The sequence below is a fragment of the Variovorax sp. P1_G12 genome (assembly GCF_056405555.1).
The window spans coordinates 1-24,913 of record NZ_JBFUBW010000052.1; the positions used below are offsets into that span (position 1 = coordinate 1).

Here is a 24,913-nt window from a genome sequence, read left to right on the forward strand (position 1 = left end):
AGTCGACGTGCGCGTAGTGGCGGTTGGCCGTCTCGTACTCGACGTGGGCCGTGTTGATCGTGATGCCGCGCGCCTTTTCTTCAGGAGCCGCGTCGATCTGGTCGTAGGCCTTCGCTTCGCCGCCGAACTTGGCCGACAGCACAGTGGCGATCGCCGCCGTCAGCGTCGTCTTGCCATGGTCCACGTGACCGATCGTGCCCACGTTGACGTGCGGCTTCGTGCGGGTGAATTTTCCTTTTGCCATTTTCTCGACTCCGAAAAATAACTAGATCAACACACTGACATGGGGTTGCAACCGGCCGGCTGCAACCCCAAAACTGGTGCCCATTGCGGGAATCGGACCCGCGACCTCTCCCTTACCAAGGGAGTGCTCTACCACTGAGCCAAATGGGCAATATCAAAAATTCTGCAAAACCTGCGCTTCACGCCGACCTGAACCTCTGGAGCGGGAGACGGGAATCGAACCCGCGTCATTAGCTTGGAAGGCTAGGGTTCTACCATTGAACTACTCCCGCATCGTGGCACCCACCCTCGATCGGGAGACACCGCAACAGCCACAGTCAAGCGCTCTGCAAAAATCCATTCATCGCTGGTGGAGAGGGCTGGATTCGAACCAGCGTACTCGTAAGAGGGCAGATTTACAGTCTGCTGCCATTAACCACTCGGCCACCTCTCCGGCGAACCTCGGAATATAGCACGGTTTTGGGGAGCCACGCCGATGACAGCCCGCCCACGCCCGCCCGCGTTCCGAGAGCCCTCGATTCTCGCACGAAAATCAGGCGCCTTCCTGGTGCGATGTCGACAATCCCGCCTCCCGCCAGGCGCGCGCCTCGCCGAAATGACCGCAGCCGATGAATGGCAGGGGCGGCCTGAGGGCCGACAACGGCGACGGATGATTGGCGATCAGTACTTTGTGACGATTCGTATCGATCAGCGCCCGCTTGCTCTGCGCGTGTGCGCCCCAGAGCATGAAGAGCACCGGCTGCGGCCGGCTGGCCACGTGGCGGATCACCGCGTCGGTCAGCACCTCCCAGCCGCGCCCCGAATGGCTGGCGGCCTGGCCCTCCTCCACCGTGAGGCAGGTGTTGAGCAGCAGCACGCCGTGCCTGGCCCAATCCACCAGGCTGCCTCCGGGGTTCGGGAACGCCGGCGGCCGCGTGCCGAGGTCACGCTCCAGCTCCTTGAAGATGTTGCGCAGCGAGGGCGGCAGCGGCACGCCCGGCGCCACCGAGAACGCAAGGCCTTCGGCCTGGCCGCGGCCGTGGTACGGGTCCTGGCCCAGGATCACGACGCGGACCTCCTCGGGCGGCGTCAGCTCGAGGGAGCGCAGCGGCCGCGGCGGGAAGACCACGGCACCGGCGTCCAGCCGCTCGCGCAGGTAACCGAGCAGCTTCTCACCGGCGGGGCTGGCGAAGAACTCGTCGACCAGCGGCCGCCAGCCCGCGGCGACCGGCCAGTCGGCCGGGTCCGCCGTCGCGAGTTGATCGGCGGCGCTCATCGAAGCTCCCGCGTGCGGCGCTTCGCTCATCGGAACAGTTCGGCGAGCGCCTCGCCCGGCTCGGCGGCCCGCATGAAGGTCTCGCCGACCAGGAAGGCGTGCACACCCGCCGCGCGCAGCTTCGCGACCTCCTCGCGCGTCGCGATGCCCGACTCGGTCACCAGCAGGCGATCCGAGGGCACCTTCGGGAGCAGGTCGAGCGTGGTCTGCACCGACACCTCGAAGGTGCGCAGGTTGCGGTTGTTGACGCCGATGAGTGGCGTGCGCAGCTTCAAGGCACGGTCGAGCTCGGCGCCGTCGTGCACCTCGACCAGGACGGCCATGCCGAGCCCGGCGGCGATGGCCTCGTAGTCGCGCATCTGGGCGTCGTCGAGGCAGGAGACGATCAGCAGGATCGCGTCGGCGCCCATCGCGCGCGACTCGTAGACCTGGTAGGGGTCGACGATGAAATCCTTGCGCAGCACCGGCAGCTCGCACGAGGCGCGCGCCTGCTTCAGGTAGTCGACGCCGCCCTGGAAGAACTGGCGGTCGGTCAGCACCGAGAGGCAGGCGGCGCTGACCTGGCCGTCGCCCTCGGCGTAGCTCTGCGCGATGTCGGCCGGAATGAAGTCGGCGCGCAGCACGCCCTTGCTCGGGCTGGCCTTCTTGACCTCGGCAATCACGGCGGCCGCGCCGGCCGCGATCTTGGCGCGCAGGGCGCCCACGAAATCACGCGTCAGCACGCGGCTCTCGGCATCGAAGCGGACCGCTTCGAGCGGGCTCTTCTTCTTCGCCGCGGCGATTTCCTCGCGCTTGACGGCGACGATCTTCTCGAGGGTGTTCGACATGGTTCTTCCTCAAGCCGCTGCGGTGGCAGCGGCGAACTCGGCCAGTTTGGCCTTGGCTGCGCCGGAATCGAGCGCGGCGCGCGCCCGCTCCACGCCGGCGGCGATCGATGGGCTGACGTTCGCGGCATAGAGCGCGGCGCCGGCGTTCAGCACCACGATGTCGCGCGCCGGGCCGGGCTGGTTGTCGAGCACGTCGAGCAGCATCGCCTTCGATTGCTCGGGCGTCTCCACGCGCAGGCTGCGGTTGCTCGACATCGAGAAGCCGAAATCTTCCGGGTGCAGCTCGTACTCGCGCACCTCGCCGTCCTTGAGCTCGCCGACCATGGTGGCGGCGCCGAGCGAGATCTCGTCCATGCCGTCGCGGCCGTAGACCACCAGCGCGTGCTCGGCGCCCAGGCGCTGCAGCGCGCGCACCTGGATGCCGACCAGGTCGGCGTGGAACACGCCCATCAGTATGTTCGGCGCACCGGCCGGATTGGTGAGCGGCCCCAGGATGTTGAAGATGGTCTTGATGCCGAGCTCCTTGCGCACCGGCGCGACGTTCTTCATCGCCGGGTGGTGGTTCGGCGCGAACATGAAGCCGATGCCGACGTCGGCGATGCACTTGGCGATCTGATCCGGCGTCAGGTTGATGTTGACGCCCAGCGACTCGAGCACGTCGGCGCTGCCGGACTTGCTGCTGACGCTGCGCCCGCCATGCTTGCTGACCTTGGCGCCGGCCGCCGCGGCGACGAACATGGAGCAGGTCGAGATGTTGAAGGTGTGCGAGCCGTCGCCGCCGGTGCCGACGATGTCGACCAGGTTCGTGGTGTCGGCCACCGGCACCTTGGTCGAGACCTCGCGCATCACCTGGGCGGCGGCGGTGATCTCGCCGATGGTTTCCTTCTTGACGCGCAGGCCGGTGATGAGCGCCGCCATCATCACGGGCGAGCACTCGCCGCTCATGATGAGGCGCACGATGTGCAGCATCTCGTCGTGGAACACCTCGCGGTGCTCGATGGTGCGCTGCAGGGCTTCCTGGGGGGTGATGGGCATGGTGATGTCTCCTTCGATTCAGTGAGTCGTTGCTGCCGGGTGGTCGGACAGCGCGAGCCGGAGGCCGAAGCCGATGAACAGCACGCCGGCGCCGCGCTGCAGCCAGTGCATGCCGCGCTGCACCACAACGACGCGGCGCGCGGTCCAGCCGGCCGCGAGCGCCCAGGCCACGTTGACGAAAATCGCGTTGAAATTGAACAGCACGCCGAGCAGGAAGAAGGCCAGCGCCTTGTGCTCGGTGCCCGGCGCGATGAACTGCGGCACGAAGGCCAGGAAGAACAGCGCCACCTTGGGGTTCAGTGCGTTGGTCCAGAAGCCGCCGAGGAACACGCTCCTGGCGCCGGCCGGCACGGCCGCAACGGGCACCGGTGCGGTCGTGGAAGGCCGGGAGAACAGCATTCGCACACCGACCCACAGCAGGTAGGCCGCACCGACCCACTTGAGCACGGCGAAGGCGGTGCTGGAGGCGGCCATCAGCGCGCTCAGGCCCAGCGCCGCGGCGACGATGTGGACGAAGCAGCCGGCGGTGATGCCGAAGCCGGCGAGGATGCCGGCGCGCACGCCCGAGCGCAGCGAATGGCTCACGACGTACAGCACGTCGGGCCCCGGCGTGAGGTTCAGCAGCAGCCCGGCGGCGACGAACAGCAGCAGCGAATGGGCGTCAGGCACGGAAGAAGCCCCGGATGGCGCCGATGGCGCGGTCGATGCCGGCCGCGTCGACATCGAGATGGGTGGCGAAGCGCAGCCGGTACAGGCCGGTGGCGAGCACACCCTGCGCCTTCAGGTGCGCCAGCAATTCGCCGGAGCGCGATCGCGCCGCGCCCGCCAGGTCGACGAACAGCAGGTTGGTCTGCGGCGCCTCGACCTGGAGCTCGGGGAGGCCTGCGAGGCCGTCCGCCAGCCGGCGCGCCAGCGCATGGTCGTCGGCCAGGCGGTCGACGTGATGGTCGAGCGCGTAGGACGCGGCCGCGGCCAGCAGGCCGGCCTGGCGCATGCCGCCGCCGGCCATCTTGCGGATGCGGTGGGCGCGCGCGATGAACTCGCGCGAGCCGCACAGCGCCGAACCCACGGGCGCGCCGAGACCCTTGCTGAAGCAGACCGAGACGCTGTCGAAGCACCCCGCGATGCGGCGCGCTTCGGCGCGGACGTCGGTGCCGAGCGCCGCCGCCTGGGCGGTCGCGGCGTTGAAGAGCCGGGCACCATCGAGGTGGCGCGCCAGGCCCCTGCGCTGCGCGAGCTGCGTAGCCTGCTCCACATAACCGAAGGGCAGCAGCTTGCCGCCCAGCGTGTTCTCGAGCGCCAGCAGCCGGGTGCGCGCGAAATGCGCGTCGTCGGGCTTGATGGCGGCCTCGATCGCGTCGAGCGCCAGCGTGCCGTCGGGCTGGTGGTCGAGCGGCTGCGGCTGCACGCTGCCGAACACCGCCGCGCCGCCGCCTTCCCAGCGGTAGCAGTGCGCCTGCTGGCCGACGATGTACTCGTCGCCGCGCTGGCAATGCGAAAGGATCGCGCAGAGGTTGCTCTGCGTGCCGGTGGGCACGAACAGCGCCGCCTCGAAACCCAGCAGCTCGGCGATCTGCCGCTGCAGCGCGTTGACGCTCGGGTCGTCGGCGAACACATCGTCGCCGAGCGGCGCCGCCAGCATGGCCGCGCGCATGGCTTCGGTCGGCTGGGTGACGGTGTCGCTGCGCAAGTCGACCATGGACGGTGAAGACAGACTGCTCATCGTGTTCACTCCAGGAAGTTGCGGAGCATCGCGTGGCCGTGCTCCGTCAGGATCGATTCGGGATGGAATTGCACGCCCTCGATGCGCACATCGTGCGCAAAGCCGGTGTGCCGCACGCCCATGATCTCGCCGTCGTCGGTCCAGGCGGTGAGCGCCAGCGCCTGCGGACAGGATTCGCGCTCGATCGCCAGCGAGTGATAGCGGTTGACGCTGAACTTCTCGGGCAGGCCGGCGAAGACGCCCTCGCGCGTGGTCGTGATCTCGCTGGTCTTGCCGTGCATCAGCTGCTGGGCGCGGATGATCCTGCCGCCGAAGGCGGCGCCGATCGCCTGGTGCCCGAGGCAGACGCCGAGGATCGGCAGCCGGCCGGCAAAGGCCTGGATCGCCGCCACGGAGACGCCGGCTTCGGCCGGCGAGCACGGGCCCGGCGAGATCACCAGCCGGCCGATGCCGCTGCCGATGCGCTCCTGCAGGCCCTCGAGCGTGATCTCGTCGTTGCGATGCACCTCGACCTCGGCGCCGAGCTCGCCGAAATACTGCACCAGGTTGTAGGTGAAGCTGTCGTAGTTGTCGATCATCAGGAGCTTCATGGCTTGACTCCGATCCGGTGCACGCCCTTGACCACGGGGAACACGTTGAAGTTGATCAGCAAACCCAGGCGCAACCCCGAGAGACGCACGGCGGCCTGGGCCTGCACGCGGTGCAGGTCGGTCAGCGCGTCGACCGCCTTCACCTCGACCACCACCGACTGCTCGACCACGAAGGCGGCGCGGCAGACCTCGCCGAGCGCGCGGCCCTTGTAGCTGGCCGAGACCGGCACGTCGCGCACGAAGCCGATCTCGCGCTCGGCCAGTTCGATCGCCAGCGCGGCCGCGTAGACCTCTTCGGGCAGGCCGGTGCCGAGCACGCGCTGCACCTCGACCGCGGCGCCGATGATCTCGTGCGAGAAGTCGTTGTTCTGGTTGTCTTCGTTCATCACTCGAGCCCCTCCTCGACCAGTTCGGCCGCGCGCAGCAGCGCACGCGCCTTGGCCTCGGTCTCTTTCCATTCCAGTTCCGGCACCGAATCGGCGACCACGCCGGCCGCGGCCTGCACGTGCAGCATCTGGTCCTTCACGATGCCGGTGCGGATCGCGATCGCGACGTCCATGTCGCCGGCGTAGCTGATGTAGCCGCAGGCGCCGCCGTAGAGCCCGCGCTTGGTCGGCTCGAGCTGGTCGATCAGCTCCATCGCATGCACCTTGGGTGCGCCCGTGAGCGTGCCGGCCGGGAAGGTGGCGCGCAGCACGTCGATCGCGGTCATGCCGTCCTTCAGCGTGCCCTCGACGTTGCTCACGATGTGCATCACGTGGCTGTAGCGCTCGACCGCGAAGGCCTCCGTCACCTTCACCGTGCCGGTCTTGGCGATGCGCCCGATGTCGTTGCGCGCCAGGTCGATCAGCATCACGTGCTCGGCGCGTTCCTTGGGGTCGTTGATGAGCTCGACCTCGGCCGCGCGGTCGAGTTCGGGCGAGGCGCCGCGCGGCCGGGTGCCGGCCAGCGGGCGGATGGTGATCTTCTGCTCGCCCTCGCCGGTGTGTTCCTGCCGCACCAGGATCTCGGGCGAGGCGCCGACCACGTGGAAATCGCCCAGGTGGTAGTAGTACATGTAGGGCGAGGGATTGAGCGAACGCAGCGCCCGGTAGAGCGACAGCGGCGACTCGGTGTAGCGCTTGCTGATGCGCTGGCCGACCTGCACCTGCATGAAGTCGCCGGCCGCGATCAGTTCCTTGGCCCGCTCGACCGCGGCCAGGTAGTCGGCCTTGGCGAAACTGCGCTGCGCCGGGTGCGCCTGACTCGGCAACACCCGCGGCGCGCTGACCGAGTACTTGAGCTGGTCGCGCAGTTCGCGCAGGCGCCGCTTGGCGTTGGCATAGGCCTCGGGCTGGCCCGGGTCGGCATAGACGATCAGGTAGAGCTTGCCCGAGAGGTTGTCGATCACCGCCAGTTCCTCGCACTGGAGCAGCAGGATGTCGGGGCAGCCCAGGGTGTCGGGCGGGCAGCTTTTCTCGAGCTTCTTCTCGATGTGGCGCACCGTGTCGTAGCCGAAGTAGCCGGCCAGGCCGCCGCAGAAGCGCGGCAGGCCCGGCCGCAGGGCGACCTTGAAGCGCTGTTGGTAAGCCGCCACGAAATCGAGCGGATTGCCCTGGGCTTTTTCCACGACTTTGCCATCCGTGACGACCTCGGTCAGCGCGTCGGCACCGAAGCCGCTGGCCCGCAGCAGGGTGCGCGCGGGCAGGCCGATGAAGCTGTAGCGGCCGAAACGCTCGCCGCCGACCACCGATTCAAGCAGGAAGCTGTGCTTGCCGCTGTCCTTGGTGTAGGCCAGCTTGAGATAGAGGGACAGGGGCGTTTCGAGGTCGGCAAAGGCCTCGACCATCAGCGGAATGCGGTTGTAGCCCTGCGCGCTGAGGCTTTTGAATTCGAGTTCAGTGATCACGGGTGGGGTCTCCGTCGGCCAGCGGACGCTTCAGGGTCGCTGGCGGGGTCATTCAGGGTTGGCCGGTTCAGGTCGACTGAAGGCCGCGGGCGCACGGCGTGCGCCGTGCAATCAAACAGGCAACGACGATGGCGTGCGCCAAGGCCAGGCTCCCCGGCTGCCTTGACCTGTCTGAGTGACGTGATGAATGAACATGGAATCGGGAGTTTAGCCCAGCGACAAGAGGCATTCAAAAAGATACATTCGGGCACTTTAAAAATTCTTGGCCGCCACGGAGACCCCGATGCCTTCCTTCGCCTTGCGGCGCGTTGTCGCGCTGTCCATCCTTGCCTTCGCTGCTGCCGCGGCGTCGGCCGCCCAGGTCGACGTCGCGGGCGTGAAGCTCGACGACACGATCGACCTGCGCGGCAGCAAGCTGCTGCTCAACGGCGCCGGCGTGCGCTACAAGGCGGTCTTCAAGGTCTACACCGCCGGGCTCTATCTCGGCAAGAAGGCCGACACGGTCGAGGAAGTGCTGGCGGCGCCGGGCCCCAAGCGCGTGACGATCACGATGCTGCGCGACATCGATGCCAACGAACTCGGCAAGCTGTTCACGCGCGGGGTCGAGGACAACTCGCCCAAGAGCGAGATGTCGCAGCTGATCCCCGGCCTGCTGCGCATGGGCCAGATGTTCGCCGACCAGAAGCAGCTCAAGGCCGGCGACAGTTTCACGGTCGACTGGATTCCGGGCAGCGGCAGCCTGATCACGGTCAGGGGCGTGCCGCAGGGCGATCCGATCAAGGAGCAGGCGTTCTTCAACGCGCTGCTGCGCATCTGGATCGGCCCATCGCCGGCCGACTACAAGCTCAAGGACGCATTGCTCGGGAAGGGCTGAAAGGCAAGCGCCCCCACGCTCGTCACTCCGTGTACTCGCTGCCCCCCGAGGGGGCCCAGGCCGCCTTGGGGCGGCCCGGCGCCGGCCTGAATCCCAGTTCGAGCAGTGAGTCGACGAAGCCGTCGGCGTCGACGCCGCGCACCGGCTGGCCGTGGTTGTAGCCGTAGCTGACCAGCACCACCGGGCAGCCGGCGGCGCGCGCGGCCTGGGCGTCGTTGCTGGAGTCGCCGACCATCAGGGTGCGCGCGGGCAGCGTGCCCAGCGCCTCGCAGGTCTTGCGCAGGGGCAGCGGGTCGGGCTTCTTGCGTTCGAAGGCATCGCCGCCGAACACCTGCTCGAAGTAGCGATCGAGACCCTTGGCGGCCAGCAGCGGCCGCGCGAAGGCGGTGGGCTTGTTGGTCAGGCAGGCCAGGCGCAGGCCCCGGGCCCGCAGCGCCGACAGCCCTTCGGCGACACCGGCGTAGACGCTGGCGTGCCGGCCGTTGATCGCGAGGTAGTGATGCTGATAGCGCAGCCAGGCGCGGTCGTACAGCGAGGCGCCGGCCCCGACATGGCGCAGCACCGACTGGATCAGGTGCTCCGAGCCCTTGCCCACCATGGCCTCGACGGCCGGTGCGTCCACCTGTGGCAATGCCAGGTCGTCCAGCATGAGGTTCAGGGCGACGACGAAATCGCCGAGCGTGTCGACCATCGTGCCGTCGAGGTCGACGATCGCGGCGTCGAAGTTGGAAAGGTCGATGCGTTGGGAATTCACGCGCCGGATCATAGATCGAGCGACTCGCACGGCGCGGTCGAGCGTGGAACCTAGAGCAGCTCGATCCCCGGCAGGCTCTTGAAGCAGGTCTCGCGCGTGATCTGCACGAAATCGCCCAGCCAGGCCTGCTTCGAGGTGGCGGCGCTGCAGGCCATGTGCAGTTCGCCGGTCAGACCCTTCCGGCCCACGGGCCGGGCCGTGACATAGCCGCGGTCGAGATAGCCCTGCACGGCCCAGAGCGGCAGCGTCGCGATGCCGCGCCCGCTCGCCACCAGTTGCAGCATCGCCACCGTGAGCTCGGTGGTGCGCCGATGGGCCGGCTCGATGCCGGCCGGCTGCAGCACCTGCCGCACGAGGTCCAGCATGTCGTCGGGCACCGGGTAGGTGATCAGCGTCTGGTCGGCGAAGTGCCGCGCGGTGAGGTGCGTCTTGCCGGCGAGCGGATGGTCGTTGGCCAGCAGCGCCATGATCTCGAAGCGAAACAGCGGGTGGTAGTCGACGCTCTCGGCCGGGTCCTGCTCGGAGACGATCGCGACTTCGGCGCGGTCCTGCAGCACCAGCGCGATCGGATCGGGATGGAAGCCCGACACGATGTCGAGCTCGATCTCGGGCCAGCGCTGGCGGAAGGCGTCCATCGCGGGCATCAGCCAGTCGAAGCAGGTGTGGCACTCGACCACGATGCGCAGCTGGCCGGCACGCCCGAGCGACAGCCGCGCCAGATCGCGCTCGGCCTCGCCGATCAGCGGCAGCGCCTTGTCGGCCAGCTCGAGCAGGCGCATGCCCGCGACGCTGAACTGCGGCGGGACCGACTTGCGCTCGAACAGCGCCAGGCCGAAATGCTCTTCCAGCAACCTGACCTGGTGCGACAGCGCCGACTGCGTGAGGTTCAGCAGCTGTGCCGCCCGCACCAGGCTCCCGGTGTCGCGCAGCGCCACCAGCGTGCGGAAGTGGCGGATTTCGAGGATGGACGAGATCATGAATTTCGTTCAAGTTGAAGAGCAAAAGGTTTCGTTTGAATCATATCGACATCCTTGGGAACATCGCCGCATGACACGTACTCACATCCTCGGCTTCCCGCGCATGGGCGCCCACCGCGAGCTCAAGTTCGCCCTCGAGCAGCACTGGCGCGGCGAGATCGACGCCGCCGCCCTCGAAGCCCTCGGCGCCGAACTGCGCGCGCGCCACTGGCAGGCCCAGCGCGATGCCGGCCTCGACTTCGTGACGGTGGGCGACTTCGCCTTCTACGACCACGTCGCCAACCACATCCAGCTGCTGGGCTGCGAGCCGCCGCGCTTCGAGTTCACGGGCGATGCGCCCGAACTGGCGCGCTACTTCACGATGGCGCGCGGCGTCGCCGACGAGGCCGGCCACGAAGGCTGCGCGCACGGCGGCCACGCCACCTTCGCGCTGGAAATGACCAAGTGGTTCGACACCAACTACCACTACCTGGTGCCGGAGTTCTCGGCGAATACCCGTTTCGGCCTTTCGTCGGTGCGCCTGTTCGACGAGGTCGCGCAGGCGCAGAAGCTCGGGCACAAGGTCAAGGCGGTGCTGCTCGGGCCCCTGAGCTTCCTGTGGCTGGGCAAGGAGAAGCAGGCCGGCTTCGACCGCTTCACGCTGCTGGACGCGCTGCTGCCGGTCTACGAGCAGGTGCTGGCCCGTCTCAAGTCGCTCGGCGTGGAATGGGTGCAGATCGACGAGCCGGTCCTCGGCCTCGACCTGCCAGACACCTGGCGCAACGCCTTCGAGCGCAGCTACTGGCAGCTCGCACGCAGTGCGCCGAAGCTGCTGCTCGCCACCTACTTCTCGCCGCTGGCGGAGAACCTCCGCCTGGCCTGCCAGCTTCCCGTGGCCGGCCTGCACGTCGACGCCGTGCGCGCACCGGAAGAGCTCACCGGCGTGGCCGACTGGCTGCCCGCGCACAAGGTGCTGTCGGTCGGCATCGTCGACGGCCGCAACATCTGGCGCACTGATCCCGATGCGGCGCTCGCTCGGCTCCAGCCGGTGGCCGACAAGCATCGGGGCGAGCTCTGGATCGCGCCCTCGTGCTCGCTGCTGCACGTGCCGTTCAGCCTCGCGGCCGAGACCGGGCTCGATGCCGAGATCAAGTCCTGGCTGGCGTTCGCGATCGAGAAGCTCGATGAATTGCGGGTACTGCGGGCGGCGCTGGACGGCGAGGACAGCGCCGTCGAGGCCGAACGCGTCGCAGCCCGCAAGGCCGTGGCCGCGCGCCGCGCCAGCCCGCGCGTGCACCGCGCCGACGTCGGGCTGCGCCTGGCGCGCAGCGTGGCCAGCGACGATCGCCGCCTGTCCGGCTTCGCGCAGCGCCAGGCCGAGCAACGCGCGCGCTTCGCGCTGCCGCCCTTGCCCACCACCACCATCGGATCGTTCCCGCAGACCGGCGCGATCCGTGCGGCGCGCGCCGCCTTCAAGCGCGGCGAACTCGATGCCGCGGCCTACCGCGAGAAGATGCAGGCCGAGATCACGCTCGTGGTTCGCAAGCAGGAGGCGCTCGGGATCGATGTCCTGGTGCACGGCGAGGCCGAGCGCAACGACATGGTCGAATACTTCGGCGAGCAGCTCGACGGCTTTGCGTTCACCGCCAACGGCTGGGTGCAGTCGTACGGCTCGCGCTGCGTCAAGCCACCGGTGATCTTCGGCGACGTGGCGCGGCCGGCGCCGATGACGGTCGAGTGGACCGCCTACGCGCAGAGCCTCACCAAGCTGCCGATGAAGGGCATGCTCACCGGGCCCATCACCATCCTGCAGTGGTCCTTCGTGCGCGACGACCAGCCGCGCAGCGTCACGACCGAGCAGATCGCCTGGGCGATCCGCGACGAGGTGGTGGATCTCGAGCAGGCCGGCATCGGCATCATCCAGATCGACGAGCCGGCGATCCGCGAAGGCCTGCCGCTGCGGCGCGCGGGCTGGAAGAACTACCTCGCAGGCGCCACCCGGTCGTTTCGCATCAGCGCCTCGGGCGTGGCCGACCGGACCCAGATCCACACCCACATGTGCTACTCGGAATTCAACGACATCCTGCCGGAGATCGCGGCGATGGACGCCGACGTGATCACCATCGAGACCAGCCGCTCCGACATGGAGCTGCTGCGCGGCTTCGGCGACTTCAGGTATCCGAACGAGATCGGCCCGGGCGTCTACGACATCCACTCGCCGCGCATCCCGAGCACCGACGAGATGGTGCGTCTGATGCGCAAGGCGGCCGCGGTGGTGCCGGCCACCAACCTCTGGGTCAATCCCGACTGCGGGCTCAAGACCCGCGGCTGGCCGGAAACCGAGGCGGCGCTGGCGAACATGGTGGCGGCGGCGCGGATCCTGCGCGACGAACTCAGGCCGGCGCCGGGCCGCCCCAAGCGGCCTGCGGCCCCCTCGGGGGGCAGCGACCACACGAAGTGAGGGAGCGTGGGGGCTCTCAACCCGCCGGCTTCTCCTTCTCGTCCGCCACCGCGTACGGCGTGAACCGGCTCTCGTTCTCGTTCACGTCCAGCGGCCGGCCGACGAACGGAAAGGCCCGCTGCGGGCAGGCCACGCGCTCGCAGACCTTGCAGCCCATGCCGATCGGCGTCGGCACCTCGGGATCCTTCAGGTCGAGGCCCTTCGAATAGACCAGCCGCGGCGCGTAGCGGATGTCGCAGCCGAGGCCGATCGAGAAGGTCTTGCTCGGCGAGCCGAAGCCGCGCTGCCCATGCGACACGGTGCGCGCGATCCAGAGGTAGGCGCGGCCGTCCGGCATGCGCGCGAGCTGCGGCAGGATGCGCCCCGGCTGCGCGAAGGCCTCGTAGACGTTCCACAGCGGGCAGGTGCCGCCGGTCTTCGAGAAATGGAAGTGCGTCGCAGACTGGCGCTTGGAGATGTTGCCGGCCCGGTCCACGCGAATGAAGAAGAAGGGCACGCCGGGCGCCTGGGCCCTTTGCAGCGTGCTGAGCCGGTGGCAGATGGTCTCGAAGCCGACGCCGAAGCGGCGCGCGAGCTGGTCGATGTCGTAGCGCAGCGTCTCGGCGGCACTCAGGAAGATGCCGTAGGGCAGCAGCAGGGCCCCGGCGAAGTAGTTGGCCAGGCCGATGCGCGCCAGCGCATGCGCCGGCGGGTCCCCGAAGTCCGCGCCGTCGACCAGCGACTCGATCAGATCCGCCTGTTCGAGCAGGGCGAGCTGGGTGGCCAGCTGGAAGGCCTGCTGGCCCGCCTCCAGGCTCGTGGACAGGCGCAGCACGCGATGGGCGGGATCGTAGCGGCGCTGGCTGTCCGCCGCGCCATCTTCCGCGGGAACGACACGCACGCCGTGGCGCTTCAGGAGCCGCTGCAGCAGCCATTCGCCCAGCGGCCCGCCGTGGCCGCGGGCCTCCGACGCCAGTCCTTCCGCGGCGACGTCGAGCGAATCGAAGTAGTTCCGATGGGAAAAGAAGAAGTCGCGCACCCGCTCGAAGGGCATCGGACGCGAGCCCGCCAGATCGCCGCGCCCATCGCCCAGCTCGGCCGCCATCGTCTCCAGCCGTTCCATCGCCTCCTGGTGACGGCGATGCAGCGCCAGCAGCGCGCGGCCCACGGCGGGCATCTGCGAGGCGACCTCGCGCAACTCGGGCAGCGACACCACCTCGCCGCCCGGGTTGTCGGCGAGCGCATCGCGCAGGTCCGCCACCAGCCGGGCCTCTTCGTCCTCGGAGAACTGCTGCACGTCGACGCCGAGCGCGCGGCTGATCCTGAGCAGCACGGCGACGGTCAGCGGCCGCTGGTTCTGCTCGATCTGGTTGAGGTAGCTGGGCGACAGGCCCAGCGCATGGGCCAGCGCCACCTGGCTCAAGCCGCGCTCGGCCCGGAGCTTGCGCAGGCGCACGCCCATGAAGGTCTTGCGCATCAGGCCGCACTCCAGTCGTTCGCAAGATTCGCAAATTCGAGGTTTTTCATTCGCAAGTATTCGCCAATTCAGGCCTTCATTATGGAGATCGAACTGCGTAAATTGCGAATCATGACCAACGAGTTCGCATCCCCCTCCGGCTTCAAGCCGAAAAAGTCCGTCGCGCTGTCGGGCGTCACCGCCGGCAACACGGCGCTGTGCACCGTCGGACGCACCGGCAACGACCTGCACTACCGCGGCTACGACATCCTGGACATCGCCGAAGTCTGCGAATTCGAGGAGATCGCGCACCTGCTGGTGCACGGCAAGCTGCCGACCGCGGCGGAACTGCGGGCCTACAAGGCCAGGCTCAAGGCGCTGCGCGGCCTGCCCGCGAGCCTGCGGGAAGCGCTGGAACAACTGCCCGCGAGCGCGCACCCGATGGACGTGATGCGCACCGGCGTCTCGACGCTGGGCTGCATGCTGCCCGAGAAGGACGACCACAACCTGCCCGGCGCGCGCGACATCGCGGACCGCCTGATGGCTTCGCTCGGATCGATGCTGCTGTACTGGTATCACTGGTCCACCCAGGGCAAGCGGATCGAGGTCGAAACCGACGACGACTCCATCGGCGCGCATTTCCTTCACCTGCTGCACGGGCGGCGGCCCACGCCGGAGTGGGAGCGCGCCATGCACACCTCGCTCAACCTCTACGCCGAGCACGAATTCAACGCCAGCACCTTCGCGGCGCGTGTCGTGGCCGGCACGGGCGCCGACATGTACTCGGCCATCACCGGCGCGATCGGCGCCCTGCGCGGCCCCAAGCACGGCGGCGCCAACGAGGTGGCCTTCGAGACCCAGAAGCGCTACGACTCGCCCGACGAAGCCGAGGCCGACATCCGCCGGCGCGTCGAAGCCAGGGAGGTGGTGATCGGTTTCGGCCACCCGGTCTATACGGTGAGCGATCCGCGCAACGAGGTCATCAAGGGCGTCGCGAAGTCGCTGTCGATCGCGGCGGGCTCGACCAAGATGTTCGACATCGCGGAGCGCCTCGAAGCCGTCATGTGGGAGGCCAAGAAGATGTTCCCCAACCTCGACTGGTTCAGCGCCGTGAGCTACCACATGATGGGCGTTCCGACCGCCATGTTCACGCCGCTGTTCGTGATCGCCCGCACCTCGGGCTGGGCCGCCCACATCATCGAGCAGCGCATCGACAACAAGATCATCCGGCCGAGCGCGAACTACACCGGCCCCGAGGATCTGGCCTACGTGCCCATGGCAGAGCGCCGGTAACGCGCCCCTCCTCTCTCCCTCCTCTCTCCCTTTTCCGTTCCTCACTTCTCTCTTCACCCGCATGTCCGCACACATCAGCAACGTCCGCCCCGAATGGGACTCCGTCATCGTCGACATCGTCGACTACGCGCTCGGCTACGAAGTCCGATCCGACCTGGCCTGCGACACCGCCCGCCACATCCTGATCGACACCCTGGGCTGCGGCCTCGAGGCGCTGGAATATCCCGCGGCGCGCAAGCTGCTCGGCCCGATCGTCAAGGGCACGGCGGTGCCGAACGGCGCCAGGGTGCCGGGCACGCAGTTCCAGCTCGACCCGGTTCAAGCCGCCTTCAACATCGGGCTTCTGATCCGCTGGCTGGACTTCAACGACACCTGGCTGGCGGCCGAGTGGGGCCACCCGAGCGACAACCTGGGCGGCATCCTGGCCGTGGCCGACTGGCTGAGCCGCAGCGCAGTCGCCGCGGGCCGCAAGCCCCTTCTGATGCGCGACGTGCTGACGGCCATCGTCAAGGCGCACGAGATCCAGGGCGTGATCGCGCTGGAGAACTCCTTCAACAAGGTCGGCCTCGACCACGTGCTGCTGGTCAAGGTGGCCTCGACCGCCGTGGTGTCGCAACTGCTGGGCCTTTCGCGCGACGAGACGCTGGCCGCCGTCTCGCTGGCCTGGGTCGACGGCCAGTCACTGCGCACCTACCGCCACGCGCCGAACGCCGGCAGCCGCAAGAGCTGGGCGGCGGGCGACGCCACCAGCCGCGCGGTTCGCCTGGCGCTGATCGCGCAGACCGGCGAGATGGGCTACCCCTCGGCACTGACCGCCAAGACCTGGGGCTTCTACGACGTGCTCTTCAAGGGCCAGCCCTTCAGCTTCCAGCGGCCGTACGGCAGCTACGTGGCGGAGAACGTGCTGTTCAAGATCAGCTTCCCGGCCGAGTTCCACAGCCAGACGGCGGTGGAGGCGGCGGTCGCGCTGCACAAGCAGTTGAAGGCGGCCGGCAAGACGGTGGAGGACATCGGGAAGATCACCATTCGCACGCACGAGGCCTGCATCCGCATCATCGACAAGCAGGGCCCGCTCCACAACGAGGCCGACCGCGACCATTGCATCCAGTACATGGTGGCCGTCCCGCTGATCTTCGGCAACCTCAAGGCGTCGGACTACGAGGCCGACGTGGCCGCCGATCCGCGCATCGACGCCCTGCGCGCCAGGATCCATTGCGTGGAGGACGCGCGTTACACCCGGGACTACCACGACCCGGAGAAACGCAGCATCGCGAACGCGCTGACCGTCGAGTTCAACGACGGCAGCCGGCTTGCCGAGGTCGCCGTCGAGTATCCGATCGGCCACCGGCGCCGCCGCGCCGAGGGCATTCCCTTGCTCGAGGCCAAGTTCCGCACCAACCTCGCGCGCAGCTTCCCGAAAAAGCAGCAGGACGCGATCCTGGCGGTCTCGCTGGACCCGAAGGCGCTCGACGCCATACCGGTGAACGACTACCTCGACCTCTACGTGATCTGATATGAAACTCACCCCCGAAGCGCCTTGCGGCGCCTCCCCCTCAAGGGGGCAACGCCAGCAGCCCGGCAAAGCCGGTTCTGCGGCGTTCCTGGCCTTCGATTGCGCCAGTCTCATGCGTCGTGGGTCACGCAATGGCGTGGTGGAACGCTGACATGGCGCTAAACACACGACAGATCCTGCGCGCCCTGGCCGAGGCACGCCGCGGCGTGCTGGTGCCCGGCGCCTTCAACGCGCTGTCGGCGCGAGTGGTCGAAGACCTCGGCTTCGAGGCCGTCTACGTCACCGGGGCCGGCGTCACCAACATGTGGTTCGGCCTGCCGGACCAGGGCTTCATGGGCCTGCACGAGATCGCCGATCACACCGCGCGCATCCGCGATGCGGTGGCCCTGCCGCTGATCGTCGACGCCGACACCGGCTTCGGCAACGCGCTCAATGTGCGGCACACGGTGCGCGTGCTGGAGCGCGCGGGCGCCGACTGCATCCAGTTCGAGGACCAGGTCGCGCCCAAGCGCTGCGGCCACTTCTCGGGCAAGGAGGTGATCGGCACCGCCGAGGCGGTGGCCAGGATCAAGGCCGCGGCCGATGCCCGCACCGATCCCGATCTGCTGATCCTGGCCCGCACCGACGCCTGCGCGACGCTGGGCTTCGAAGCCGCGGTCGAACGGGCGCAGAAGTTCAGCGAGGCCGGCGCCGACCTCCTTTTCGTCGAGGCCGTGACCACGGCCGCGGAAATTCGGGCGCTGCCGCAACGCGTGGCCAGGCCGCAGCTGCTGAACATGGTGATCGGCGGCAAGACGCCGATCCTCGGCGCCGACGAGTTGGCCGGACTGGGCTACGGACTGGTGCTGTACGCCAACGCGGCGCTGCAGGGCGCGGTGGCGGGCATGCAGAAGGCGCTTTCGGTGTTGCGCGACAAGGGCCGCATCGACGAGGACCCGGCGCTGGTCGTGAGCTTCGCGGAGCGCCAGCGCCTGGTGGGCAAGCCGGCGCTGGACGCGTTGGAAAAAAGATACACCGCCTGAAGGTCTTTGGCTCAGGCCTCTGTCAGCGTCTGGGCCGCGACCACGGCTTCGGTGCGGTTGCGCACGTTGAGGGCCCGGAAGATGGCGGCCAGGTGGATCTTGACCGTGCCTTCGCTGATGCCCAGGGCCCGGCCGATCAGCTTGTTGGGCTTGCCCTGCGACAGCAGCTGCAGGACCTCGACCTGGCGCTCCGTCAGCACGTTGCGCAGATGCTCGAGGGTCTGCACGGCGGCCGCCGCCGAGCCGCGCTGGGCGGCGCCCCCGGGGCCGCCGCCTGCGATGCCGGCGACGACACCGGGCGGCAGGGACGACAGCATCATCGGCGGAACGTAGACGCCCCCGGCCAGAACCAGGCGCACGGCCGACAGCATCACCTCGGGCGAGTAGGCCTTGGGAATGAAGCCGAGCACGCCGCGCTCGAGGGCGCTGCGCATGACCGCGGGGTCTTCGTAGCCCGACAGCACGATCACCGGCACGGCGGGATGGCGGCGGCGGATTTCGTCGATGTGGGCCTGGCCCTCGGCACCGGGCATGTTCAGGTCGATCATGGCCAGGTCGATGTCGTCCGAGGCCCTGGCGAGCAGCTCGTCGACGCTCATGGCCAGGACGAAGTCGATCTCGGCCTCGAGCTCCGACAACTTGGCCTTGACCGCCTCGATGACGAGCCGGTGGTCGTCGGCGATCAGGATTTTCATGGCTTTCCCCAGCGTCATGGATGAATTCGAGCAGGCCGACGATAACGGCGAACGAGACGCGCATCAAGGCGGATTTCGCTCCCCGAACGACATAGCTCCCAAGCGATATGGCGCCGGCTGGAGCGCATGGAAGAATGTTTCACATCCAAAAACGACCGGGGACATGGGCATGTGCCAACGACGCAGGCGCGATCGCAAGGCTCCGGTTGGCAAAAACGCCTAGCCGCGAGCGCGTTGCATGGCTCGGCTGATCGACTGCTTTTCCCGGCTGATCTCGTTCGGGCTCGGGCTGGACGCATCGATCGCGGCGCACCGGGCCGAACCCGGACGCGAAGCAGCGCGGCAACGGGCGCTCGACCTCCTCGAAGAGGCGCGCGAGGCTGCCCGGGCGCTTGGACGGTCTGCCACGGAGGTCGAATCGGCGCGCTTCGCGATGGTCGCCTGGATCGACGAGGTCCTGGCGCGGCACCCCCTTTGTGCGGCCGGCACGGCGCCGCTGCAGATGCAGCTGTTCAATTCCAACAACGCACAGACCGAGTTCTTCCATCATTTGTCGGCGCTGCAGCCCGGCGACGACGAGGTGCGCGAGGTCTACTGGCACGCGCTGGCGCTGGGGTTCAAGGGCCAGTATTACTTCGAGACCGGCGACAGCGGCGAGCTCGGCAAGCTCAAGGCCCTGCATGGCGAGCAGCTCGCGCTGCGGCCGGCGCGCCTCGACCACCCGGCACAGGAGCGCATCACGCCCCAACCCTGCGGCGTGCCCGACCCGCCGGGCCCGCGCGATCCGAAGTGGCGCGAGCGCATCCTGCTGCGCGCCGGCGGCGCGTTGGCGCTTTTGATTCCGCTGGCTTCCGTGCTCTGGTTCGTGCTGGCGGGCCCGGGCGAACGGCCCCCCACCCTGGCCCAGCGGGTCGACCGGCAGCTCCAGGCCGTGGCCTGCGCGGACCTCTCCGCCACGGTGGCAGCGGACGGCGCGACGCAGGTGCACGGCTTCGTCTCGCAACCCGACGAGATCGCCCGGGTGCAGCGGGAGGTGCGGGCCGTGCCGGGCGTCAGCGCGGCCCGGTTCGACCTCCAGCTGCGAATCTGGCCGCACTGCGAGGTGCTGGCGCTGCTGAAACCCTACCAGGCCCGCAACCGCGAAATGGCGACGGGCCTGGCGATCGCCACCCCCACCGCACCGAACGACCGCCTCCGGGAGGGCGACCGGGTGCTGATCGAAGTCGCGAATGCCCGCCGCGAAGGCTATCTGTGGGTCGACTACTACACCGCCGACGGTGCCGTGATGCACCTCAACGCCGGGGCCGTGCAACCGCTTCTGCGCGCCGGGGAAACCATCGAGCTCGGTCGCGACATTCCGTCGAGCTGGCTGGCCGCACCGCCTTTCGGAACCGTGCTGGTGACTGCGCTGTCGTCGCCCGTCCCCTTCGACGCCGCCGCCGAGCGGCCACCGTTCGAGCTGGCCTCGGCCTACCTCCAGCGGCTGCGCGAATCGCTGGCCGCGGGCGAATTCGGCGCCCGGGTGGTCGCCGAGGTCGTGTTCCTCGAAACCGTCCCGCGCTGAATCCGCGCGCCACTTCCCGATGAACGCGGTGGCGAGGCTCATTCGTCGTCGCGCACGCGGTGCTGGCTCATCAGGGTCTGCTGGGTCGCCGGCGGCACGGCCTCGTAATGGGACAGCGCGATGGTGTAGCGGCCCTGGCCGCTGGTCATGGCGTTGAGCCGCGACTGGTAGCTGGCCAGCTCGGCCATCGGCACCTGGCCGCGGATCACGATCGTTCCCACGCCCCCGTTCGCGGTGCCCGTGACCAGGCCGCGCCGCGCGGAGAGATCGCCGGTGACGTCGCCGATCGCATGGTCGGGCGCCGCGATCTCGATCTGCACGATCGGCTCGAGCACGATCGGCCGCGCAGCGCGGATGGCCGCCATGAAGGCCTTGCGCCCGGCGGTCGCGAAGGCGATGTCCTTGCTGTCGACGCTGTGGTGCTTGCCGTCGTGGACCACCACCCGCACGTCGACCACCGGGTAGCCGGCGACCGCGCCCGAGAGGAGCACCTCGCGCACGCCTTTCTCGACCGCCGGGATGAACTGGCCCGGGATCGCCCCGCCCTTGACCTCGTCGGCGAACTCGAAGCCGCTGCCGCGCGCCAGCGGCTCGATGCGCAGGAAGACCTCGCCGAACTGGCCGGCGCCGCCGGTCTGCTTCTTGTGCCGGTGGTGTCCCTCGGCCGGCGCGGTCACGGTCTCGCGGTAGGCGATACGCGGCGGCCGGGTGTCGACCTCGAAGCGGTAGACCTCGCGCAGACGCTCGAGCATCACCCGCAGGTGCAACTCGCCCAGGCCGTAGATGATGGTCTCGTTGGTCGCCACCACATGCTCGACGCGCAGGCAGGGATCCTCGGCGACCAGCTTGCCGAGGATTTCCCAGGCCCGCTGCTCGTCGCCGTGGCGCTTGGGCTCGACCGCCAGGCCGTGCACCGGGATCGGGAACCCCAGCGGCGCCAGATGCACGTGGTCGTCCTCGGCGGCATCGTGCAGCACGGCGTCGAAGTGGATCTCCTCGACCTTGGCCACCGCCACGATGTCGCCGGGCAGCGCCCGCGGCACCTCGACGTGATCCTTGCCCTGGAGCATGAACAGGTGGCCCACCTTGAAGGGCTTGCGGCCATCGCCCACGTAGAGCAGGCTGTCGCGCGTGACCGTGCCCTGGTGGACGCGAAAGATCCCCAGCTTGCCCACGTAGGGGTCGACCGTCACCTTGAACACGTGCGCCAGCACATGCAGCGAGGGATCGGGACGGGCCTGCATGGGCTTCGCCGCCGCACCCTCGCCGAGCAGGAAATCCGGCGGATTGGCCTCGGTCGGATCGGGCAGCAGCCGGACGATGACGTCGAGCAGCGCATCCACGCCGGCGCCGCTGCGGGCCGAGACGAAGCAGACCGGGATCAGGTGGCCTTCGCGCAAGGCCTGTTCGAGCGGCGCGTGCAGCTCGGCGGCATCGACGTCGCCCTCGGACAGATAGCGTTCGACGAAGGCCGCATCGACCTCGACCACCTGTTCGACCAGCGCCCGGTGCGCGGCATCGACGCTGCCGATGTCGGACTGCCCCTCGCGGTTGAAGAAGCAGTCGACCACCTGCGTGCCACCGGCTGCGGGCAGGTTCAGCGGCAGGCATTCGCGCCCGAAGACGGACTGGATCTGCGCCAGCAACCCTGCCAAGTCGACGCCCTGGGCGTCGATCTTGTGGACGATGACCATCCGCGCCAGATGCCGCTCGACGGCGTACGCCATCATGCGCAGCGCCATCGGTTCGATGCCGAGGGCGGCATTGATGACCACCGCCGCGGTCTCCACCGCTTCCAACGCGGGCAGGCTCTGGCCCAGGAAATCGGCACCGCCCGGCGTGTCGATCAGGTGCACCCGTGTGCCGGCATGCGTGAGGTGCATCACCGAGGCATTGAGCGAGTGCTGCATGCGGCGCTCGAGGGGGTCGTGGTCGCTGACGGTGCTGCCGCGCTCGATGCTGCCGCGCGCACCGATGGCGCCCGCCTTGTGCAGCAGGGCCTCGGCCAGCGAGGTCTTGCCGGCGGCCGAGGCGCCGACGAGCGCCAGGGTTCGTACCGCTTCCATTTCGGCCGTGTGGCCGTTCGTTCGGCTTGGCATGGGTGGTCTCCTCGGCGCCGGGGTCGGCAACCCAGCGTACGGGATCGGCTGCTCCGACGCAAGCCGGCTTCCACTTGCCGGAGAATGGCCCCATGGAACCGTCGCCCGATCCCGCATCCGACAACGCCGGCTACGGGCGCCGCCGCGCGTTCATGGCCGTCAAGATCCCGGTGGTCGAGGGCGTGGACGACCGTTGGCACCAGCGCGAGGAGCGCATCGACGAGGCATTGCGGGCCCGGGGCATCGGCTCGGTGCTCGGCTGGGGCGATTCGCTCGGCGACGCAGCGCCCGGCGGGCCGCGCCGAGTCGCGTTCGTCCGCGTCGACATCGATGTCTCGGACATCGCCGCGGGGCGGGTGCTGTTGCAGGCCGCGCTGCCGGTGATCGGCCTGCCGGCAGGCACCGAGATCCACTATTCGATCGGGCGCCTGCGCTTCGCCGACATCTATGCGCCTCCCGACTGGCTGCAGGAGCGGCCGCAGGCCTAGGGCCTGTCCACGCCAATACCGGAGTCCCGGAGGGCTGCGACCTGTTGCGCATACGCGCTGTCGATGCGCTGCAGCCGGGCCTCGCGCGCGGCCTCGTTGACCCACTGCGCATTGAGCGCGCTCTGCCTGGCGAGCTGGTATTGCAGCTTGGCGGCCGGCAGCAGCGCCTTGTTGTCCGCGGCGGCGTAGCCCAAAGCGGCATGCAGCGACTTCAGCACCGCGCGCTGGGCCTCGGCACGCGGCCCCCGGCCCTGGCCGTAGCCCACCAGGAATCTGCGCAGCTTCTTCTGGAACTCCACCGGAAAGTCGCTGCGCATCACGAACTGCGCCTGCGGCGTCGGGTCGGAACGCCAGACCACCTGCAACCGATCGGCCTCGACCGGAAACTGCTGCCTGAAGCGCTCGAAATCGGTCGTGTTGTTGGTCGCCACGTCGGCATCGCCGTTGGCCACCGCCAGGGCCGTGGCCTGGTGGGTGCCGACGATCTCGCTGCGGAAGCGGGTCTCCATCACGATCCGGTTCGGCAGGAAGAGCTGGACCTGCGGCAGGATGAAGCCCGACACCGACCGGTTGTCGCCGCGCGCCAGGCGCCATTGCTCGGGATGGGCCAGCAGGTCCTCGAGCGTGTTGCGCGGACCCGCCCGGCGAACCAGCAGCACGGCGCGATGGTCGGGCGCGCCCGCATGCCGCCGCACCTGGGCCAGCACGTTCATGTGGCGCTGCGACACGGCATCGAGCGCAAGCTGGGCCGACAACAGGCTCAGATCGACCTGCCGGCGCCGGATGGCCTCGTCCAGCGACGCATAGCTGGCCGCGGAATGGACCGTCACGGGCCGGCCGATCGCGCGGCTCAGGTCAGCCAGGAACGGCGTCCAGCTTTCGCGCGACTCGACCACGCCGCCGACCGGCAGGACGCCGAAGCGCAATTCGGTGGCCGGGGCGCGGCCCGCCTGCGCCCCGGCCGCCGCGTGCCAGGCCAGCACGGCCGCCAACGCGAAGCGGCCTGCCCGCAGCCAGAGCCCGCGGTTCACGGCCGCGTTCAAGGCGCGCCCGCGCGCAGTGCAGCCGCCTGTTCGGCGTAGAGGGTCTCGATGCGCTGCAGCCGGGCCTGGCGCGCGGCCTCGTTGACCCACTGCGAGGTCATGGCGCTCTGCCGCGCGAGCTGGTAGGCCAGCTTGGCGGCCGGCAGCAGCGAACTGTCGTCGGCCGCGACGAAGCCGGCCAGGTCGTGCAGCGATTTCAGCACCGCGCGCTCGCTGTCGCCGCGCGGGCCCTTGCTGCGGGCGTATTCGATCAGGAACTGCTGCACCTTCCGCTCGAACGCGGGACCATAGTCGCGCCGGATGACGATCTGCGCATGCGGGATCAGCTCCGACTCCCAGATCACCTGCAGCCGCTCGGCCTCGGCCGGGAACTGCTGCCGGAAGCGCTCGAAGTCGGCCGTGTTGTTGGTGGCGACATCGGCCTCGTCGTTCGCCACGGCCAGCGCGGTCATCTGGTGCGTGCCCACCAGTTCGCTGCGAAAGCGGGTCTCCATCGCGATGTGGTTGGGCAGGAAGAGCTGCAGCTGAGGCACGATGAAGCCCGACACCGAACGGCTCTCGCCGCGCGCCAGGCGCCAGTTCTCGGGCTCGGCCAACAGGCCCTTGAGGGTGCTGCGGGGGCCTGTCTTGCGCGCCAGCAGCAGCGCGCGGTAGCCGGGCAGGCCGTCATGGCGCGTGACCTGGGCGAGCACCTTCATGCGCCGCAGCGTCACGGCATCGAGCGCCATCTTGCCGGACAGGAAGGCCATGTCCACCTGGTTGCGCTGTATCGCCTGTTCCAGGCCTTCGTACGAGGTCACCGACAGCATCGTGATCGGACGCCCGATGGCACGCCGCAGGTCCGCGAGCAGCGGCTCCCAGTCGTTGCGCGACTCGAAGGCACCGCCCAGCGGCAGGATGCCGAAGCGCAAGGGCGCCGGACCGGCGGCATCGGCCGCGCCCGCCGTCTGCGCCGGCACCGCGAGCGGCCAGCCGAGCAGCAGCGCCAACGCGCCGCGCGCCACCCAGGCGCCGACGCGCCGCGTCCTGGCCCGGAACGGACCTGGCAGAGACGCCACGCAAGCAAGGGGGGCGCTGGATGCGCAACGGACAGGAACCTGCATTTTTCTGGAACGCGTGGGCCCGACGAGCCCGAACGGGCTGGTCAAACGAGTG

General features: G+C 69.0%; 24 protein-coding genes and 3 tRNA genes. 8 read left to right on the forward strand and 19 right to left on the reverse strand.

Annotated elements, in window-relative coordinates:
- The 12 genes from AC1D2O_RS34865 to trpE form a co-directional block, all read right to left on the reverse strand.
- The coding region (locus AC1D2O_RS34865; RefSeq protein WP_478158694.1) for a GTP-binding protein at window positions 1-244 on the reverse strand (244 nt) is incomplete at its 3' end.
- 74 nt (window positions 245-318) lie between these two features.
- Window positions 319-393: transfer RNA gene (locus tag AC1D2O_RS34870), tRNA-Thr, on the reverse strand.
- 48 nt (window positions 394-441) lie between these two features.
- Window positions 442-515 (reverse strand) — tRNA-Gly (locus tag AC1D2O_RS34875).
- Window positions 516-590: 75 nt separating this feature from the next.
- Window positions 591-676: transfer RNA gene (locus tag AC1D2O_RS34880), tRNA-Tyr, on the reverse strand.
- Window positions 677-775: 99 nt separating this feature from the next.
- The gene (locus AC1D2O_RS34885; RefSeq protein ID WP_478158695.1) at window positions 776-1,498 is read right to left on the reverse strand and encodes a uracil-DNA glycosylase; all 723 of its coding nucleotides are present in this window, start codon (window positions 1,496-1,498) and stop codon (window positions 776-778) included.
- 26 nt (window positions 1,499-1,524) lie between these two features.
- The gene (gene trpC / locus AC1D2O_RS34890; protein WP_478158696.1) at window positions 1,525-2,325 is read right to left on the reverse strand and encodes an indole-3-glycerol phosphate synthase TrpC; all 801 of its coding nucleotides are present in this window, start codon (window positions 2,323-2,325) and stop codon (window positions 1,525-1,527) included.
- A 9-nt stretch (window positions 2,326-2,334) separates the two neighbouring features.
- Window positions 2,335-3,360 (reverse strand): anthranilate phosphoribosyltransferase, encoded by a 1,026-nt coding sequence (trpD, locus tag AC1D2O_RS34895; RefSeq protein WP_478094518.1) that lies wholly within the window; start codon window positions 3,358-3,360, stop codon window positions 2,335-2,337.
- Window positions 3,361-3,378: 18 nt separating this feature from the next.
- The gene (locus AC1D2O_RS34900; RefSeq protein WP_478158697.1) at window positions 3,379-4,029 is read right to left on the reverse strand and encodes a LysE family translocator; all 651 of its coding nucleotides are present in this window, start codon (window positions 4,027-4,029) and stop codon (window positions 3,379-3,381) included.
- Window positions 4,022-5,083, reverse strand: a complete 1,062-nt coding sequence (gene ltaE / locus AC1D2O_RS34905) for a low-specificity L-threonine aldolase (RefSeq protein WP_478092619.1) — start codon at window positions 5,081-5,083, stop codon at window positions 4,022-4,024. The genes AC1D2O_RS34900 and ltaE overlap by 8 nt, the downstream gene beginning before the upstream one ends.
- Window positions 5,084-5,088: 5 nt before the next feature.
- A complete protein-coding gene (locus AC1D2O_RS34910) occupies window positions 5,089-5,673 on the reverse strand; it encodes an anthranilate synthase component II (RefSeq protein ID WP_478092617.1) in 585 nt (194 codons plus the stop codon).
- A complete protein-coding gene (locus AC1D2O_RS34915) occupies window positions 5,670-6,059 on the reverse strand; it encodes a GxxExxY protein (protein ID WP_478092615.1) in 390 nt (129 codons plus the stop codon). The genes AC1D2O_RS34910 and AC1D2O_RS34915 overlap by 4 nt, the downstream gene beginning before the upstream one ends.
- Window positions 6,059-7,561 carry an anthranilate synthase component I gene (gene trpE / locus AC1D2O_RS34920; protein ID WP_478158698.1) on the reverse strand — a complete coding sequence of 501 codons (1,503 nt, stop codon included), beginning with the start codon at window positions 7,559-7,561 and terminating at the stop codon, window positions 6,059-6,061. The genes AC1D2O_RS34915 and trpE overlap by 1 nt, the downstream gene beginning before the upstream one ends.
- A gap of 283 nt (window positions 7,562-7,844) precedes the next feature.
- Between trpE and AC1D2O_RS34925 the strand changes: the two genes are divergently transcribed.
- On the forward strand, window positions 7,845-8,435 hold the full coding sequence (locus tag AC1D2O_RS34925) for a chalcone isomerase family protein (protein WP_478158699.1): 591 nt from the start codon (window positions 7,845-7,847) through the stop codon (window positions 8,433-8,435).
- A 22-nt stretch (window positions 8,436-8,457) separates the two neighbouring features.
- On the opposite strand, the gene gph is transcribed toward AC1D2O_RS34925, so the two are convergent.
- Together gph and AC1D2O_RS34935 are read right to left on the reverse strand one after the other, a co-directional pair.
- Window positions 8,458-9,189, reverse strand: a complete 732-nt coding sequence (gph, locus tag AC1D2O_RS34930) for a phosphoglycolate phosphatase (protein ID WP_478092609.1) — start codon at window positions 9,187-9,189, stop codon at window positions 8,458-8,460.
- 50 nt (window positions 9,190-9,239) lie between these two features.
- Window positions 9,240-10,166 carry a LysR family transcriptional regulator gene (locus tag AC1D2O_RS34935; RefSeq protein ID WP_478092607.1) on the reverse strand — a complete coding sequence of 309 codons (927 nt, stop codon included), beginning with the start codon at window positions 10,164-10,166 and terminating at the stop codon, window positions 9,240-9,242.
- 70 nt (window positions 10,167-10,236) lie between these two features.
- Between AC1D2O_RS34935 and metE the strand changes: the two genes are divergently transcribed.
- Window positions 10,237-12,606: a 5-methyltetrahydropteroyltriglutamate--homocysteine S-methyltransferase gene (gene metE / locus AC1D2O_RS34940; protein ID WP_478158700.1), complete on the forward strand. Its 2,370-nt coding sequence runs from the start codon at window positions 10,237-10,239 to the stop codon at window positions 12,604-12,606.
- A 16-nt stretch (window positions 12,607-12,622) separates the two neighbouring features.
- Here the strand turns inward: metE and AC1D2O_RS34945 are convergent, their stop codons facing one another.
- On the reverse strand, window positions 12,623-14,062 hold the full coding sequence (locus AC1D2O_RS34945; protein ID WP_478090258.1) for a short-chain fatty acyl-CoA regulator family protein: 1,440 nt from the start codon (window positions 14,060-14,062) through the stop codon (window positions 12,623-12,625).
- Between the two features lie 111 nt (window positions 14,063-14,173).
- On the opposite strand from AC1D2O_RS34945, the gene prpC reads away from it, so the two are divergent.
- From prpC to AC1D2O_RS34960, 3 genes are all read left to right on the forward strand, one after another.
- Window positions 14,174-15,334, forward strand: a complete 1,161-nt coding sequence (prpC, locus tag AC1D2O_RS34950; RefSeq protein ID WP_478090257.1) for a bifunctional 2-methylcitrate synthase/citrate synthase — start codon at window positions 14,174-14,176, stop codon at window positions 15,332-15,334.
- A gap of 61 nt (window positions 15,335-15,395) precedes the next feature.
- A complete protein-coding gene (locus AC1D2O_RS34955) occupies window positions 15,396-16,847 on the forward strand; it encodes a bifunctional 2-methylcitrate dehydratase/aconitate hydratase (RefSeq protein WP_478090256.1) in 1,452 nt (483 codons plus the stop codon).
- Between the two features lie 152 nt (window positions 16,848-16,999).
- Complete coding sequence (locus tag AC1D2O_RS34960; protein WP_478090255.1) at window positions 17,000-17,869, forward strand: isocitrate lyase/PEP mutase family protein; 870 nt, start codon at window positions 17,000-17,002, stop codon at window positions 17,867-17,869.
- Window positions 17,870-17,880: 11 nt separating this feature from the next.
- On the opposite strand, the gene AC1D2O_RS34965 is transcribed toward AC1D2O_RS34960, so the two are convergent.
- Complete coding sequence (locus AC1D2O_RS34965) at window positions 17,881-18,564, reverse strand: LuxR C-terminal-related transcriptional regulator (RefSeq protein ID WP_478090254.1); 684 nt, start codon at window positions 18,562-18,564, stop codon at window positions 17,881-17,883.
- Between AC1D2O_RS34965 and AC1D2O_RS34970 the strand changes: the two genes are divergently transcribed.
- Window positions 18,563-18,787 (forward strand): hypothetical protein, encoded by a 225-nt coding sequence (locus tag AC1D2O_RS34970; RefSeq protein WP_478090253.1) that lies wholly within the window; start codon window positions 18,563-18,565, stop codon window positions 18,785-18,787. The genes AC1D2O_RS34965 and AC1D2O_RS34970 overlap by 2 nt on opposite strands.
- A 15-nt stretch (window positions 18,788-18,802) precedes the next feature.
- Window positions 18,803-20,128 carry a DotU family type IV/VI secretion system protein gene (locus AC1D2O_RS34975; RefSeq protein WP_478090252.1) on the forward strand — a complete coding sequence of 442 codons (1,326 nt, stop codon included), beginning with the start codon at window positions 18,803-18,805 and terminating at the stop codon, window positions 20,126-20,128.
- Window positions 20,129-20,166: 38 nt separating this feature from the next.
- Here the strand turns inward: AC1D2O_RS34975 and fusA are convergent, their stop codons facing one another.
- Window positions 20,167-22,227: an elongation factor G gene (gene fusA, locus AC1D2O_RS34980; protein WP_478158701.1), complete on the reverse strand. Its 2,061-nt coding sequence runs from the start codon at window positions 22,225-22,227 to the stop codon at window positions 20,167-20,169.
- 92 nt (window positions 22,228-22,319) lie between these two features.
- On the opposite strand from fusA, the gene AC1D2O_RS34985 reads away from it, so the two are divergent.
- Window positions 22,320-22,715 (forward strand): hypothetical protein, encoded by a 396-nt coding sequence (locus AC1D2O_RS34985; RefSeq protein ID WP_478158702.1) that lies wholly within the window; start codon window positions 22,320-22,322, stop codon window positions 22,713-22,715.
- Here the strand turns inward: AC1D2O_RS34985 and AC1D2O_RS34990 are convergent.
- Together AC1D2O_RS34990 and phnD are read right to left on the reverse strand one after the other, a co-directional pair.
- Window positions 22,712-23,746, reverse strand: a complete 1,035-nt coding sequence (locus tag AC1D2O_RS34990; RefSeq protein ID WP_478092510.1) for a phosphate/phosphite/phosphonate ABC transporter substrate-binding protein — start codon at window positions 23,744-23,746, stop codon at window positions 22,712-22,714. The genes AC1D2O_RS34985 and AC1D2O_RS34990 overlap by 4 nt on opposite strands.
- 8 nt (window positions 23,747-23,754) lie before the next feature.
- Window positions 23,755-24,816 carry a phosphate/phosphite/phosphonate ABC transporter substrate-binding protein gene (gene phnD / locus AC1D2O_RS34995; RefSeq protein WP_478092508.1) on the reverse strand — a complete coding sequence of 354 codons (1,062 nt, stop codon included), beginning with the start codon at window positions 24,814-24,816 and terminating at the stop codon, window positions 23,755-23,757.
- Window positions 24,817-24,913 lie beyond the last annotated feature (97 nt).

What these genes read in the sequence shown, in the direction of transcription:
- AC1D2O_RS34885 (WP_478158695.1), bottom strand. Translation starts at nt 1,498, where the DNA reads ATGAGCGCCGCCGATCAACTCGCGACGGCGGACCCGGCCGACTGGCCG.
- trpC (WP_478158696.1), bottom strand. Translation starts at nt 2,325, where the DNA reads ATGTCGAACACCCTCGAGAAGATCGTCGCCGTCAAGCGCGAGGAAATC.
- trpD (WP_478094518.1), bottom strand. Translation starts at nt 3,360, where the DNA reads ATGCCCATCACCCCCCAGGAAGCCCTGCAGCGCACCATCGAGCACCGC.
- ltaE (WP_478092619.1), bottom strand. Translation starts at nt 5,083, where the DNA reads ATGAGCAGTCTGTCTTCACCGTCCATGGTCGACTTGCGCAGCGACACC.
- AC1D2O_RS34910 (WP_478092617.1), bottom strand. Translation starts at nt 5,673, where the DNA reads ATGAAGCTCCTGATGATCGACAACTACGACAGCTTCACCTACAACCTG.
- AC1D2O_RS34915 (WP_478092615.1), bottom strand. Translation starts at nt 6,059, where the DNA reads ATGAACGAAGACAACCAGAACAACGACTTCTCGCACGAGATCATCGGC.
- AC1D2O_RS34925 (WP_478158699.1), top strand. Translation starts at nt 7,845, where the DNA reads ATGCCTTCCTTCGCCTTGCGGCGCGTTGTCGCGCTGTCCATCCTTGCC.
- AC1D2O_RS34935 (WP_478092607.1), bottom strand. Translation starts at nt 10,166, where the DNA reads ATGATCTCGTCCATCCTCGAAATCCGCCACTTCCGCACGCTGGTGGCG.
- metE (WP_478158700.1), top strand. Translation starts at nt 10,237, where the DNA reads ATGACACGTACTCACATCCTCGGCTTCCCGCGCATGGGCGCCCACCGC.
- AC1D2O_RS34945 (WP_478090258.1), bottom strand. Translation starts at nt 14,062, where the DNA reads ATGCGCAAGACCTTCATGGGCGTGCGCCTGCGCAAGCTCCGGGCCGAG.
- prpC (WP_478090257.1), top strand. Translation starts at nt 14,174, where the DNA reads ATGACCAACGAGTTCGCATCCCCCTCCGGCTTCAAGCCGAAAAAGTCC.
- AC1D2O_RS34955 (WP_478090256.1), top strand. Translation starts at nt 15,396, where the DNA reads ATGTCCGCACACATCAGCAACGTCCGCCCCGAATGGGACTCCGTCATC.
- AC1D2O_RS34960 (WP_478090255.1), top strand. Translation starts at nt 17,000, where the DNA reads ATGGCGCTAAACACACGACAGATCCTGCGCGCCCTGGCCGAGGCACGC.
- AC1D2O_RS34970 (WP_478090253.1), top strand. Translation starts at nt 18,563, where the DNA reads ATGGCTTTCCCCAGCGTCATGGATGAATTCGAGCAGGCCGACGATAAC.
- AC1D2O_RS34965 (WP_478090254.1), bottom strand. Translation starts at nt 18,564, where the DNA reads ATGAAAATCCTGATCGCCGACGACCACCGGCTCGTCATCGAGGCGGTC.
- AC1D2O_RS34975 (WP_478090252.1), top strand. Translation starts at nt 18,803, where the DNA reads ATGGCTCGGCTGATCGACTGCTTTTCCCGGCTGATCTCGTTCGGGCTC.
- fusA (WP_478158701.1), bottom strand. Translation starts at nt 22,227, where the DNA reads ATGCCAAGCCGAACGAACGGCCACACGGCCGAAATGGAAGCGGTACGA.
- AC1D2O_RS34985 (WP_478158702.1), top strand. Translation starts at nt 22,320, where the DNA reads ATGGAACCGTCGCCCGATCCCGCATCCGACAACGCCGGCTACGGGCGC.